Genomic DNA, 13865 nt, shown 5'->3' with positions numbered 1-13865 from the left:
GGTGAAGGCCCTTCCCGATCCTGTAGAAGGATTTCGTTAGCACACTACAATTGAGGTTCCTATGGAACTGCGGGACGCAGCTCTGCGGGAAGCATTGCTGACGGAGATCGCGATCACCGGCCGCAAGGTGCGCACGGTGTTCGACCGGTTGATGCGCGCCCGCGGCATGACCTTGCCGCGTGCCCGGCTGATGCTGCACCTGGCGAAGCACCAGGCCGTGAACCAGACGGAGCTGGCGGCGGTGCTGGAGCTGGAGCACCCGACCCTGGTGCGCCTTTTGGATGGGCTGGAACGGCAGGGCCTGATCCGCCGCAGCGCCGTCCCGGGGGATCGCCGGGCCAAGCAGGTGATGCTGACAGCCGAAGCGATGCCGCAATTGCGCGAGGTGGAGCAGGTGGTCGCCACGCTGCGCGCCGCGCTGCTGGATGGCATCGGTGCCGACGAACTCGCCGTCACCAGCGCCGTGCTGGACCGCATCCTCCGCAATGTCGAGGCTTGCGGCGGCGGCGGCACCGGCGCCGCGCCGAAGGAGGAGCCATGAGCGCCACCGCTGCCGCGCCGGCCGCGGCACCCGATGCGCGACGCATGGCCGCCTGCCTCGGCGCCGCGGTCCTGCTCTGGGTCACGCAGGGGCTCGGGCTGAACCTTGTTTCGGCGAACACCTACCAGTTGCAGGGCGCGCTGGGCGCCACGGTGAACGAGGCCACCTGGCTGGTCGCGGCCTATATGGCGCCCAATGTGAGCCTGACCGCCATCCTGACCAAGGTGCGCTCGCAGTTCGGCCTGCGCCGCTTCGCCGAGATCAGCATCGCCCTTTTTGCCGTTGTGTCGGTGCTGCACCTGTTCGTGTTCAACCTGCATTCGGCGGTGGCGGTGCGCTTCGTGGCCGGCATCGCCGCCTCGCCGATCTCGACGCTGGGCTTCCTGTACATGCTGGAAGCCTTTCCGCCCGAGAAGAAGCTGAGCTGGGGGCTGAGCCTGGCGCTGACCTGTTCCGCCGCCACGCCGGCGCTGGCGCGGCTCATCTCTCCCGTTCTGCTGGATCTCGACCAATGGCGCGGGCTGTACACGCTGGAAGTGGGGCTGGCCCTGCTTTGCCTCGCCGTGGTGTGGCGCCTGCCGCTGGCCCCTGTGCCCCGCGCCAGGGTGCTGCATTGGCTGGATGCCGTCAGCTACCCGCTGATCGCCCTTGGCTTCGGCCTGCTGGCCGTTGTGTTCACGCTGGGCCGGCTTTACTGGTGGTTCGAGGCGCCCTGGATCGGAATCTGCCTCGCGGTGGCGGTGCTGGCCCTCGCCCTGGCGGCCGCCATCGAGTTCAACCGCGAAACGCCGCTGATGAACATCCGCTGGCTCGCCAGCGGGGAGATGGTGCGGCTGGCGCTCGTCCTGCTCGCCTTCCGCATCGTGCTGTCGGAGCAGAGTTCCGGCGCCCCGGGCCTGTTCCAGGCCCTCGGCCTGCTGAACGAGCAAAGCCGCGGCCTGTACCTGACGATCCTCGGCGCCTCGGTCACGGGCGGCGTGCTGTGCGGCGCCTTGCTGAAGCCGGAGCGCATTCCGGCGCTGCACATCCTGTCGCTTGCCTGCATCGCCGCGGGCGCCTTCATGGACGGGCATGCCACGACCCTGACCCGCCCGGCCGGGATGCATCTGAGCCAGGGGCTGATCGCTTTTGGCGGCGCATTGTTCCTGCCGGCCGCCATGCAGACGGGCATGACGCACACGCTGAAGCAGGGTCCGCCCTTCGTCACCTCCTTCATCCTGGTATTCCTGTTCACCCAAAGCCTGGGCGGGCTGATCGGCTCCGCCCTGTTCGGCACCTTTGTAACGCTACGTGAGAAGTACCACTCCTCCTATCTGGTGGAGCACATCACCTTGGCCGATCCGCTGGTGGCCGGGCGGGTGCGGCAACTCGCCGCCACCTATGCCGGTGTGCTGCCCGATGAGCGGCTGCGCAGCGCCGAAGGCCTGGCCCTGCTGTCGCAGCAGGCGACGCGGGAAGCGAATGTGCTGGCCTACAACGACGCCTTCCTGCTGATCGCGGCCATGGCCACGCTGACATTGCTTGTGCTGCTGGCGGCCAGCTTCCGCCGCTGGCTGCGCCGGACCGCGCGGCCCGCCGCGGCCACTGCCTGAACCTCCCGAGAAGATCGCATCCGCCATGGCGAAAACCCTTCACCTGACCCGCTCCGCACTGATCCTGCTCGCCGGTATCCTGGGTGCGCTCCTGGTGCTCTACGCCTTCCGGCTGCCGCCCTTCGGCGACGCGGTGCAGAGCACGGAAAACGCCTATGTGCGCGGGCAGGTGACCATTCTCAGCCCGCAGCTTTCGGGCAACATCGCCGAAGTCGTTGTGCAGGATTACCAACGGGTCGAGGCGGGGCAGCTGCTGCTGCGGATCGATGATCGCATCTATGCGCAGCGCCTGCGGCAGGCCGAGGCCAATCTCGACATCCAGCGCGCGAGGCTGGCCAATTCGGAACAGGACCAGCGCATGGCCGAGGCGCGCATCCACTCGGCCGAGGCGCAGGTGGCGGGCGCCAGGGCCAATCTGCAGAACGCGATGGCCGCTGCGCACCGCATCGATCCGTTGCTGTCCCGCGGCGTCGCGACGCAGAGCGCCGCCGACCAGGCCCATGCCGCCCAGGCCCAGGCCCAGGCGGCGCTGCTCCAGGCGGAGGCCGGGCTGGATGTGGCGCGGCAGGACCTGCGATCCGTCGTGGTGAACCGCATATCGCTGGTGGCTGGCATAGAAAACGCCGAGGCGGCGCTGCGCATGGCCGAGATCGACCTCGGCAACACGCGGATCACCGCGCCGCAGGATGGCCGGCTGGGCGAGGTGGGGGCGCGGCCCGGGCAGTATGTGTCCGCCGGCATGCAGCTGGTGTCGCTGGTGCCGGCCCGGAAATGGGTGGTGGCCAATTTCAAGGAAACGCAGCTTGCGGGCATGCGCCTCGGCCAGCATGCGGAACTGACCGTGGATGCGCTGAACCATGCCCGGCTGCATGGCCGGGTGGAGGCCTTCTCGCCCGCCACCGGATCGGAGTTCAGCGTACTGAGGCCGGACAACGCCACCGGCAACTTCACCAAGGTCGCTCAGCGCCTGCCCGTCCGCATCATGCTGGACCCGGGCCAGGCGGAAGCGGAGATGCTGGCGCCCGGCATGTCGGTGGTGGTGAGCATCGACACCCAGGCGGCGCCCATGCCATGAGGCCGGCCGTTGCGGAGGCGGCGCAACCTTGCGGCGAAGCCCACGTTCGCCTCTGCGCATGTCCTGGCGCGGGCCGGGATGGAGGAGAAGCCGAATGACCACGATTTCGCGCCGGGCCAGTCTGATGCTGCCCTTCGGGCTTGCCGGCCTCGTCGCCGCCTGCGCGGCGCCGCCCGAGCCGCAGATGCCGGCGGACCCCACCGGCCGCGCCGATCCGGAGATGCGCGCCCTGCTGGAAAGCCTGCAGGCGCTGCGCCCCCAGCCCATCGAGACGCTGAGCCCTGCCGAGGCCCGCCTGCAGCCCGGCATGACCGAGGCGGTGCGGCACCGGCTGCGGGCCCTTGGCCGGTCCGATGCGCCCCGCCCGCTGCCGGTGGTGCGTGACCTGGAGATCCCGGGCCGCGGCGGTCCGCTGGCCGCGCGCCTCTACAGCCCGGCCGAGCCGCCGCGTGCCGGCCAGCCGCCGCGCGCGCCGCTGCCGCTGATCGTGTATTTCCATGGCGGCGGCTTCGTGATCGCCAATCTCGACACCTATGACGCTTCGGCGCGTGCCCTGGCAGCGGAATCCGAGGCCATCGTGCTGTCGGTGCATTACCGCCAGGCGCCGGAGAACAAGTTCCCAGCCGCGCATGAGGACGCCTATGCCGCCTATATGTGGGCGCTCGGCAATGCCGCCTCTCTCGGCGCCGACCTGACGCGCGTGGCGGTGGTGGGGGAAAGCGCCGGCGGCAACCTCGCCATCAACGTCGCCATGGCGGCGCGCGAGGCGCGGGCGCCGCTGCCGGTGGCGATGGGCCTGATCTATCCGGTGGCGGGCACCGACATGACCACGCCCTCCTACCTCGCCAATGCCGACGCCAAGCCGCTGAACGCGGCGATGATGAAGTGGTTCTTCGGCCACTACGCGGCGAGCCCTTCCGATGCCCAGGACACCCGCCTGAATGTCTATGGCCGAGCCGAGCTGCGCGGTCTGCCCAAGGCCATCATCGTGACGGCCGAGATCGACCCGCTGCATGATGACGGAACGCGCCTGGCGTCGCGGCTGCAGGAAAGCGGCGTGCAGGTGGTGGCGAAGGACTTCGCCGGCGTGACGCATGAATTCTTCGGCGCCGATCCCTTTGTGCTCGCCAAGGCGGGCGACGCGCAGCGCTTCGTGGCGGGCGAGCTGCGTTCCGCCTTCGCGTTGCCGGCACCGGCAGTGGTGGTGCCGGCCCGCCGCGTCACGCCGCGCGGCTGATCCCGCGTTGAACTGGGGCGGGGAACTGGGGCGGGGCCGCGCGATGATGTCGCGCGTGGCCCGGCCATGCCAGGATCGGGCCCCCCTGGGCGCGCCGCGCCTTTGCAGAAGGAAGCATGCAGCATGACGACGCGACCGCTCGGCCGCTCCGGCCTTTCCGTCTCGCCCCTCTGCTTTGGCGGCAATGTCTTCGGCTGGACCGCCAACGAGGCCGAATCCTTCCGTCTGCTCGACCGCTTCGTCGAGGCCGGCTTCAACTTCATCGACACCGCCGACGTGTATTCGGTCTGGGCGCCCGGCCACCAGGGCGGCGAGTCGGAAACGGTGCTGGGCAATTGGTTCGCCCGCTCCGGCAAGCGCGACCAGGTGGTGATCGCCACCAAGGTCGGCATGGAGATGGCGCCGGGGCGGAAGGGGCTGAAGCCGGATTACATCCGCCGCTCGGTCGAGGATTCGCTGCGCCGGCTCAGGACGGACCGCATCGACCTGTACCAGTCCCACAAGGATGACCCGGACACGCCGCTGGAGGATACGCTCGGCGCCTATGACGCGCTGATCAGGGAAGGCAAGGTGCGCGCCATCGGCGCCTCCAACTACGAGGCGCCGCGGCTGAAGGCGGCGCTGGAGGCCAGCGCCCGGCACGGCCTGCCGCGCTATGAAAGCCTGCAGCCGCACTACAACCTGCTGGAACGCGCCGGCTACGAGGCGGAACTGGAAAGGCTGTGCGAGGCCGAGGGGCTGGGCGTCATCAACTATTTCTCGCTCGCCGCCGGCTTCCTGACCGGCAAGTACCGTTCCGAGGCGGATCTCGGCCAGTCGCCCCGCGGCGGCGGGCTCAAGAAATACCTGAACCCGAAAGGGCAGGCGGTGCTGAAGGCGCTGGACGCGGTGGCGGCGAAGCATGGCGCGAAGCCGGGACAGATCGCCCTGGCCTGGCTGATGGCGCGGCCCAGCATCACCGCGCCGATCGCCAGCGCCACCAGGCTTGAGCAACTGGAGGAGATGATCGCGGCAACCCGGCTGACGCTGGATGCCGGCGACATCGAGGCGCTGAACGCCGCTTCCGCCTGATCCGGTCAAAAGCGGGGGAGGGACGCCGCCCTCCCGCGCCCCTTATCCGCCCTGGCCGCTCAGCCCAGGGCGCGCAGGCGGCGCGCCGCCTCCACCGCGAAATAGGTCAGCACGCCGTCGGCCCCGGCGCGCTTGAAGGCCATCAGGCTTTCCAGCATCGCCTTGTCGTGGTCCAGCCAGCCATTGCGGACGGCCGCCATGATCATCGCGTATTCGCCGCTGACCTGATAGGCGTAGGTCGGCACGCGGAACTCGGCCTTCACCCGCTGGACGATGTCCAGATAGGGCATGCCGGGCTTGACCATCACCATGTCCGCGCCCTCGGCCAGGTCCAGCGCCACCTCGCGCAGCGCCTCGTCCGAATTGGCGGGGTCCATCTGGTAGGTCTTCTTGTCGCCCTTCAGCACCCCGCCCGAGCCCAACGCGTCGCGGAACGGACCGTAGAAGGCGGAGGCATACTTGGCGGCGTAGGACATGATGCGGGTGTGGATCAGCCCGCGCTCGTCCAGCGCCGCCCGGATGGCGCCGACGCGGCCATCCATCATGTCGGATGGCGCGATGACGTCGATGCCGGCCTCAGCCTGCACCACCGCCTGCGCCGTCAGCACCGCGACGGATTCGTCGTTGGCGACGTAGCCCTCGCGGATCACCCCGTCATGGCCGTGGCTCGTATAAGGATCGAGCGCCACATCCCCGACCAGCCCGACATCCGGGAAGTGCCGCTTCAGGATGCGCGCGGCGCGGCACATCAGGTTCTCGGGGTTGGTCGCCTCGGTGCCCTCGGCGTCCTTCTTCTCGGGCGGGGTCATCGGAAACAGGGCGATGGCGGGGATGCCGAGCTCCGCCGCCGGGGCGACATGCGCCTCCAGCCGGTCCAGGGTGACGCGCATGGCGCCCGGCATGGAAGCCACCTCGGACGTGGCGTCCTGCCCTTCCATGATGAAGATCGGCCAGATCAGGTCATCGACCGAGAGCCGGTTCTCGGCCACCAGCCTCCGGGTCCAGCCGTCATGGCGGTTGCGGCGCGGGCGGATGGCGGGAAAGGCGCCCACGAAGGCGGAGGGGCGGGCTGCGCGGCTCATGCGGTCACTCTCCTGCGGCGGCCAGGGCCTGGTCCAGATCGGCCAGGATGTCGTCGATATGCTCGATCCCGATGGAAAGGCGCACATAGCCCGGCGTGGCACCCGCGGCCAGTTGCTGGTCCGGCGAAAGCTGGCTGTGGGTGGTGGTGGCCGGATGGATGGCCAGGCTGCGGGCATCGCCGATATTGGCCACGTGGTAGAACATGCGCAGCGCCTCGATGAAGCGCCGCCCCGCCTCGGCCCCGCCCTTCAGCTCGAAGCCGAGCAGGCCGCCAAAGCCGCCGCGCAGATGCGCCTCCGCCCGCCGCCGCGCCTCGCCCCGCATCACGGAAGGGTGGATCACCTGGGTCACGGCGGCATGACCGGAAAGGTGGGCCGCCACCCGCTCCGCATTGGCGCAATGGCGCTCCATGCGCAGGGGCAGGGTTTCCAGCCCTTGCAGGAACAGGAAGGCGTTCATCGGGCTCATCGCCGCGCCCAGGTCCCGCAGCAGGCAGGTTCGCATGCGCAGGATATAGGCGATCGGGCCGAGCGGCTTCGCCGCCTCCGTCCAGACCGCGCCGTGATAGGACGGGTCGGGGGTGTTCAGCGTCGGGAAGCGGTCGGCATGGGCGGCCCAGTCGAAATTGCCGCCATCCACCACGATGCCGCCGATCGAGCTGCCATGGCCGCCGATCCACTTGGTGGTGGAATGCATCACCACCGCCGCGCCATGTTCCAGCGGGCGGCAGATCACCGGCGCCGCCGTGTTGTCCATGATCAACGGGATGCCCATGCCGCGGCCCAGCGCCGCGACCTCGGCGATGGGAAACACTTCCAGCTTCGGGTTGGGCAGGGTTTCGGCATACCAGGCGCGGGTGCGGTCGTCGCTGGCGCGGGCGAAGCCTTCCGGATCGGCCGGGTCGACAAAGCGCACCTCGATGCCGAGCGGCCGCAGCGTGTTGGCGAACAGGTTCCAGGTGCCGCCATACACGGCGGTCGAGGACACGATGTTGTCCCCCGCCGCGCACAGATTCATCACCGTGAAGGCGCTGGCCGCCTGTCCGGAGGCCAGCGCCAGCCCGGCCGCGCCGCCTTCCAGGGCGGCGATGCGCTTTTCCAGCACGTCCACGGTCGGGTTCATGATCCGGGTGTAGATGTTGCCCAGCTCCTCCAGCGCGAACAGCCGGGCGGCATGGCCGGTATCCTGGAACTGGAAGGAGGTGGTCTGGTGGATCGGCACCGCGACGGAACCGGTCGAAGGGTCGGCCCGCCATCCGGCATGCAGGGCAAGGGTCTCGGGGTGGGTGTGCTGGTCCTGTGCCATGGTCGGCCTCCCGTCATGTCTTTGCCGCTTTGGTGCCACGCGGCGCGGCGCGGCGCCAGGATCAAGGAAGCGGGACGGGGCCTGAAGCCGGCCGGCCGGTTGCAAGGGGCTGGCTCCCTGGCGGCGCACATGTCCGCATTGCGCGCAAGCCGTGGTGGGTTGCATTTCCCCCGCCCGCCAGAAGTGGTATCGGGGGCGCCATGAACCCGGCCGAGACCCCCATCGCCCTAGGCGCCGACCATGCCGGCGTCACCCTGAAGGACAGCCTGCGCGCCGCCCTGGAAGCCGCCGGGCATCCGGTGCTGGATTTCGGCACCCATGGCGACGGCAGCGTCGACTACCCCGATTTCGCGCACCAGGTGGCCCGCGCCGTAACCGAGGGCCAGGCCAGCTTCGGCGTGCTGGTCTGCGGCACCGGCATCGGCATGTCGATCGCCGCCAACCGCCACCCCGCCATCCGCGCCGTGGTGGTCCACAACACCACCGAGGCCCGGCTGACCCGCGCGCACAACGACGCCAACGTGGCCTGCTTCGGCGCCCGCACCACCGGGCCCGAGGTGGTGCTGGACTCGCTTTCCGCTTTTCTGACCACGCCCTATGAAGGTGGCCGGCATGCCCGCCGTGTCGCCAAGATCACGCCGCACCCCGTGCAGGAGGCCTGAAACCGATGCCCAGCCCGTCCTTCTTCGGCGCCAACCTGGCCGAGGCCGACCCCGACATCGCCCGGCTGATCGACCAGGAGCTGGTCCGGCAGCAGGACGGCATCGAGCTGATCGCCTCCGAGAACATCGTTTCCCAGGCGGTGCTGGACGCGCAGGGCTCCATCCTGACCAACAAGTATGCCGAGGGCCTGCCGGGCAAGCGCTATTATGGCGGCTGCGAGGTGGTGGACCAGATCGAGACCCTGGCCATCGAGCGCGCCAAGCAGCTGTTCAATTGCGGCTTCGCCAATGTGCAGCCGCATAGCGGCGCGCAGGCCAACCAGGCGGTGTTCTTCGCCCTGATGCAGCCGGGCGATACCTTCATGGGCCTCGACCTCGCCGCTGGCGGCCACCTGACCCATGGCTCGCCCGCCAATCAGTCCGGCAAGTGGTTCAAGGTCGCGCCCTACACCGTCGAGCGCGAGAGCGGCCTGATCGACATGGAGGAGGTGGCCCGCATCGCCCGCGAGAGCCGCCCCAAGGTGATCGTGGCCGGCGGCTCCGCCTATTCCCGGGCCTGGGACTTCGCCCGCTTCCGCGCCATCGCCGACGAGGTGGGCGCCACCTTCATGGTGGACATGGCGCATTTCGCCGGGCTGGTCGCCGGCGGCGCGCATGACAGCCCGTTCCCGCACGCCCATGTGGTGACCACCACCACCCACAAGACGCTGCGTGGCCCGCGCGGCGGCATGATCCTGACCAATGACGAGGCGCTGGCCAAGAAGTTCAACAGCGCCGTTTTCCCCGGCCTGCAGGGCGGCCCGCTGGAGCATGTGATCGCCGCCAAGGCCGTGGCCTTCGGCGAGGCGCTGCGCCCCGAGTTCCGCGCCTATGCCGCGCAGGTGGTGGCCAATGCCAAGGCCCTGGCCGCCGAACTGGTGGCGCAGGGCGCCGGCATCGTCACCGGCGGCACCGACAACCACCTGATGCTGGTGGACCTGCGGCCCATGAACCTGACCGGCAAGGCGGCCGAGGCCGCGTTGGGCCGCGCGCACCTCACCTGCAACAAGAACGCCATTCCCTTCGACCCGCAGAAGCCCTTCGTCACCTCCGGCATCCGCCTCGGCACCCCGGCCGGCACCACGCGCGGGCTGGGGGAAGCGGAGTTCCGCGAGATCGGCCGCATGATCGGCCAGGTGCTGTCGGGCCTGTCGCGCGCCAACGTGCCGGAAGGCAATGCCGCGGTGGAGCGGGAGGTCGGCGCCGCCGTCCGCGCCCTGTGCGAGCGCTTCCCGATCTATCGCGGCTGAGCCGACCGGGCAGGAGAGCCCCATGGGGGATGAACGCTGATGCGCTGTCCCTTCTGCGGCAGTGAGGACACCCAGGTGAAGGACAGCCGCCCCGCCGATGACGGGGCGGCGATCCGCCGCCGGCGCTCCTGCCCCTCCTGCGGCGCCCGCTTCACCACCTTCGAGCGCGTGACCCTGCGCGAGCTGACGGTGGTGAAGTCGGACAACCGCCGGGTGGCCTTCGACCGCGACAAGCTGGCCCGCTCCATCCGCATCGCGCTGCGCAAGCGGCCGGTGGACGAGGACCGGGTGGAGCGCATCGTCAACGGCATCCAGCGCCGCCTGGAAGCCGAGGGCGAGAGCGAGATCAGTTCCCGCGCCATCGGCGAGATGGTGATGGAAACGTTGAAGGAACTGGACCAGGTGGCCTATGTGCGCTTCGCCTCGGTCTACCGGAATTTCGGCGAGGCGGCGGATTTCCACGCCTTCCTCGGTGCGCTGGATCCCAACCGAAAGGGTTGACGAAAGATCGTGGTGAAGCTCTTCCATCCCGCGGCGCTGGCCGGCGCGGGGCTTTCCGCCGTCTCCTTTCCCGGCGGTGCCATCCCTGTTCGCGCCGCCAGGGCACGCGACCACGCGGCGCTGGCGGCTTTGGCGGCTGCGTCCTTCGCGCAGGGCGCGGCGGCGTTGCTGCCAGCCGGGCTGCGTCCCCAGGCCCATGCCGAGCGCTTCGCCGAGCTTTTCGCGGCTGGCGGCCCGCTGATGGTGGCCGGGCCGAAGTCGCAGCCGCTTGGCTGCATCCTGGCCGAGCCGCTCCAGCCCGGCGCTGCCATCGCGCGGCTGACCGGCCTCTGGGTGGCGCCGGCCGCGATGGGGCAGGGCGCCGGCTCCGCATTGCTGGCGGCCATGGAGGCGACGCTGGCCGCGTCCTGCGTCGCCACGCTGCGGGTGCTGGTGCCGAGCGGCCATCTGCGGGCCCTCGGCCTGTTCCGCCGCCGCGGCTATGGCTTGCAGGCGGCCGGCCACCGGGCGGAGCCGGTGCTGGGCGTCACCCTGCCGCACAGCGTGCTGGCCAAGGTCCTGCCGCCCGTGGCGCACTGCGCCCTGGACCACGACGCCGCATGAGCACCCTGTCCGCGCCACCGGCATCGCCAGCAACGCCGCAGGACGTCGCGCATATGCGCGCGGCCCTGGCGCTTGCGGCGCGGGGCGTGGGCAACACCTGGCCGAACCCTTCCGTCGGCTGTGTCATCGTCCGCGACGGCCTGGTTGTGGGGCGCGGCTGGACCGCCCCGGGCGGGCGGCCGCATGCCGAGACCGAAGCCCTGGGCCGGGCCGGCGCGGCGGCAAGGGGTGCCACCGTCTATGTGACGCTGGAGCCTTGCTGCCACTGGGGCCGCACGCCGCCCTGCACCGATGCGCTGATCGCCGCCGGCGTCGCGCGGGTGGTGGTGGCGCTGCGCGACCCCGACCCGCGCGTGGACGGGGCGGGGCTGGAGCGCATGGCCGCCGCCGGCATCGCCGTCACCGTGGGCGTGCTGGAGGACGAGGCGCGAGCGGTGAATGAAGGCTTCCTGAAGCGCCTGTCCCACAACCTGCCGATGGTCACGCTGAAGCTGGCGACCACGCTGGATGGCCGCATCGCCACCAGCGGCGGGGAAAGCCAGTGGATCACCGGCCCCGCCGCGCGCCGCGCGGCCCATGCGCTGCGGGGCCGGCACGATGCCGTGCTGGTGGGCAGCGGCACGGCGCTGGCGGATGACCCGGATCTTTCCTGCCGCATCCCCGGCTTCGCCCCCGTGCCGACGGTGCGGGTGGTGGCGGATGCGCGGCTGCGCGTGCCGCCCGGCGCGCGCATGTTCCAGGGCGGCGGCCCGGTCTGGATCGCGACGCGGCCCGGCCACCCCGAAGCCGTGCTGGAGCGGCTGCGGAAGGTGGGCGCCGAAATCGTGGAAGTGCCTGCATCGGCGGATGGGCCGGGGCTCGACATGCCGGCCCTGCTGCGCGCCCTGTCGGCGCGCGGCCTGACCCGCATCCTGGCCGAGGGCGGCGCGGCGCTGGCTGCCGGCCTGCTGCGCGCGGGGCTGGTGGACCGGCTGGCCTGGTTCCATGCGCCGGCGGTAATGGGCGGGGACGGTTGGCCCGCCGTGGACGCGCTGCCGCTGGCGTTGCTGGCCGGCATGCCCAGATATCGCCGCACCGGCCTCAGCGTGCCAGGGCCGGATCTGCTCAGCGAATTCGTCAGCATCACCGCGCCGCTTGGGGATCGTGCCTGAATGTTCACCGGGATCATCACCGCCACCGGCCGTGTCGCCGCGATCGAGCCCATCGGCGCGGGGGAGGACGGCCGCGGCCACGACATGCGCCTGGGCATTGAAACACCGGCCGGCTGGCTGGAAGGCGCGGCGATCGGCGCCTCCATCGCCTGTTCCGGCTGCTGCCTGACGGTGATCGCGCTGGAGGCGGATCGCTTCATTGTCGAGGTTTCGGCGGAAACCCTGTCAAAGACGACGCTTGGCGCGTGGCGGCAGGACAGCCGCATCAACCTGGAACGGGCCCTGCGGATGGGCGACGAGATGGGCGGCCACGTCGTTTCGGGCCATGTGGATGGCGTGGCGGAGTTGCTGTCGGCAACGCCGGAGAACGGCTCCCTGCGGTTGTGGTTCCGGTTGCCGGAGGGGCTCGCGCCCTTTGTCGCACCCAAGGGGTCGATCACCATCGAGGGCGTGTCGCTCACGGTGAACGAGGTCGAGGGCAGCGGCTTTGGCGTCAACGTCATTCCGCACACCGCATCCGTCACCACGCTTGGCGACCTGCGCCCGGGGGCGCGGGTGAATATCGAGATCGACATGCTGGCGCGTTACGTTGCCCGGCTGCGGCAATTCAACCTCGGGGGTACGAAGGCATGAGCAGCGCGTTGCAGACCCGGACCTCCTTCGCCGAGTTCATCAGCCCGACCGAGGAATTGCTGGAGGAAGCGCGGCGCGGCCGCATGTTCATCCTGGTGGATGACGAGGACCGCGAGAACGAGGGCGACCTGGTGATCCCGGCGCAGTTCGCCACGCCGGACGCGATCAACTTCATGGCGCGCCACGCGCGCGGCCTGATCTGCCTGGCCATGACCAAGGCGCGGGTCGAGCAGCTCGGCCTGCCCTTGATGGCGCAGTCCAACGGCACCCGCCACCAGACCGCCTTCACCGTCTCGATCGAGGCGCGGGACGGCGTGACCACCGGCATCTCCGCCGCCGACCGGGCGCGCACCGTGGCGGTGGCCATCAACCCGGAAGCGAAGCGCGAGGAGATCGTTACCCCCGGCCATGTCTTCCCGCTGGTTGCGCGGGAAGGCGGCACGCTGGTGCGCGCCGGCCATACCGAGGCGGCGGTGGATTTCTCCCGCCTCGCCGGGCTGAACCCCGCCGGCGTGATCTGCGAGATCATGAACGAGGACGGCACCATGGCCCGGATGCCGGACCTGGTGGCCTTCGCCCAGCATCACGGCCTGAAGCTCGGCACCATCGCCGACCTGATCGCGCATCGCCGCCGCACGGAGCGGGTGGTGAAGCGCGTCGAGGAAGGCCGCATCGAGGCGCAGGGCAGCGAATGGCGCGTCGTCGTCTATGCCAACGCGCTGGAATACGGAGAGCATGTGGCGCTGGTGAAGGGCGACCTGCACCGCCCCGGCCCGGTGATGGCGCGCATGCACGCCGTCAACCTGTTCTCCGACATCATCGGCACCGAGGGCCCGCGCGAGCTGCAATCCTGCATGCGGCAGATCGAGGCCGCCGGACGCGGCGTCGTGGTGCTGATCCGCGACGTCAAGGCCACCGCCCTGTCCGAGCGGGTGCGCGCCGGCCGCGCCCGGATTGAGCCGCCGGAGCTGCGGGATTATGGCATCGGCGCGCAGATCCTCGCCGATCTCGGCGTGCGCGAGATGATCCTGTTGACCAACCACCCCAAGGCCATTGTCGGGCTGGAGGGCTACGGGCTGACCGTGGCCGAATCCCGCCCGATCGAGCAAGGCCCCGAATGAG

At 70.3% G+C, this 13865-nt stretch carries 14 protein-coding genes; 12 read left to right on the top strand and 2 right to left on the bottom strand.

Annotated features, from left to right (window positions below; genetic code table 11):
- Nucleotides 1–61 precede the first annotated feature (61 nt).
- The 5 genes from F0Q34_RS13295 (at nucleotide 62) to F0Q34_RS13275 (ending at nucleotide 5516) form a co-directional block, all read left to right on the top strand.
- Nucleotides 62–541, top strand: a complete 480-nt coding sequence (locus F0Q34_RS13295) for a MarR family winged helix-turn-helix transcriptional regulator (RefSeq protein WP_149812713.1) — start codon at nucleotides 62–64, stop codon at nucleotides 539–541.
- Nucleotides 538–2133 (top strand): MFS transporter, encoded by a 1596-nt coding sequence (locus F0Q34_RS13290; RefSeq protein ID WP_149812712.1) that lies wholly within the window; start codon nucleotides 538–540, stop codon nucleotides 2131–2133. The genes F0Q34_RS13295 and F0Q34_RS13290 overlap by 4 nt, the downstream gene beginning before the upstream one ends.
- Before the next feature lie 25 nt (nucleotides 2134–2158).
- Nucleotides 2159–3208, top strand: a complete 1050-nt coding sequence (locus F0Q34_RS13285) for an HlyD family secretion protein (RefSeq protein WP_149812711.1) — start codon at nucleotides 2159–2161, stop codon at nucleotides 3206–3208.
- Between the two features lie 94 nt (nucleotides 3209–3302).
- The gene (locus F0Q34_RS13280; protein ID WP_149812710.1) at nucleotides 3303–4445 is read left to right on the top strand and encodes an alpha/beta hydrolase; all 1143 of its coding nucleotides are present in this window, start codon (nucleotides 3303–3305) and stop codon (nucleotides 4443–4445) included.
- A 123-nt stretch (nucleotides 4446–4568) separates the two neighbouring features.
- A complete protein-coding gene (locus tag F0Q34_RS13275) occupies nucleotides 4569–5516 on the top strand; it encodes an aldo/keto reductase (protein WP_149812709.1) in 948 nt (315 codons plus the stop codon).
- Nucleotides 5517–5575: 59 nt separating this feature from the next.
- On the opposite strand, the gene hemB is transcribed toward F0Q34_RS13275, so the two are convergent.
- A complete protein-coding gene (gene hemB / locus F0Q34_RS13270) occupies nucleotides 5576–6598 on the bottom strand; it encodes a porphobilinogen synthase (RefSeq protein WP_149812708.1) in 1023 nt (340 codons plus the stop codon).
- A gap of 4 nt (nucleotides 6599–6602) precedes the next feature.
- Nucleotides 6603–7904 (bottom strand): O-acetylhomoserine aminocarboxypropyltransferase/cysteine synthase family protein, encoded by a 1302-nt coding sequence (locus F0Q34_RS13265; protein WP_149812707.1) that lies wholly within the window; start codon nucleotides 7902–7904, stop codon nucleotides 6603–6605.
- A gap of 200 nt (nucleotides 7905–8104) precedes the next feature.
- On the opposite strand from F0Q34_RS13265, the gene rpiB reads away from it, so the two are divergent.
- Genes rpiB through ribB form a run of 7 tightly spaced genes read left to right on the top strand, consistent with a single transcriptional unit; the run spans nucleotide 8105 to nucleotide 13864 of the window.
- The gene (gene rpiB, locus F0Q34_RS13260; protein ID WP_149812706.1) at nucleotides 8105–8566 is read left to right on the top strand and encodes a ribose 5-phosphate isomerase B; all 462 of its coding nucleotides are present in this window, start codon (nucleotides 8105–8107) and stop codon (nucleotides 8564–8566) included.
- A 5-nt stretch (nucleotides 8567–8571) separates the two neighbouring features.
- Nucleotides 8572–9855 (top strand): serine hydroxymethyltransferase, encoded by a 1284-nt coding sequence (gene glyA / locus F0Q34_RS13255; protein ID WP_149812705.1) that lies wholly within the window; start codon nucleotides 8572–8574, stop codon nucleotides 9853–9855.
- A gap of 39 nt (nucleotides 9856–9894) precedes the next feature.
- Entirely contained in the window at nucleotides 9895–10356 is a 462-nt protein-coding gene (gene nrdR / locus F0Q34_RS13250) for a transcriptional regulator NrdR (RefSeq protein WP_149812704.1), read from the top strand.
- Nucleotides 10357–10368: 12 nt separating this feature from the next.
- Nucleotides 10369–10959, top strand: coding sequence for a GNAT family N-acetyltransferase (locus F0Q34_RS13245; RefSeq protein WP_161600875.1), 591 nt, complete (start codon nucleotides 10369–10371; stop codon nucleotides 10957–10959).
- Complete coding sequence (gene ribD / locus F0Q34_RS13240; RefSeq protein ID WP_241665474.1) at nucleotides 10956–12110, top strand: bifunctional diaminohydroxyphosphoribosylaminopyrimidine deaminase/5-amino-6-(5-phosphoribosylamino)uracil reductase RibD; 1155 nt, start codon at nucleotides 10956–10958, stop codon at nucleotides 12108–12110. The genes F0Q34_RS13245 and ribD overlap by 4 nt, the downstream gene beginning before the upstream one ends.
- Nucleotides 12111–12743 (top strand): riboflavin synthase, encoded by a 633-nt coding sequence (locus F0Q34_RS13235; protein ID WP_149812702.1) that lies wholly within the window; start codon nucleotides 12111–12113, stop codon nucleotides 12741–12743.
- Nucleotides 12740–13864, top strand: coding sequence for a 3,4-dihydroxy-2-butanone-4-phosphate synthase (gene ribB, locus F0Q34_RS13230; protein ID WP_149812701.1), 1125 nt, complete (start codon nucleotides 12740–12742; stop codon nucleotides 13862–13864). Before F0Q34_RS13235 ends, ribB begins: the two co-directional genes overlap by 4 nt.
- Nucleotide 13865 lies beyond the last annotated feature (1 nt).

Origin of the sequence: Teichococcus oryzae (genome assembly GCF_008386565.1) — a bacterium.
GTDB lineage: Bacteria > Pseudomonadota > Alphaproteobacteria > Acetobacterales > Acetobacteraceae > Pseudoroseomonas > Pseudoroseomonas oryzae.
This window is presented reverse-complemented; position numbering and strand designations above follow the sequence as displayed.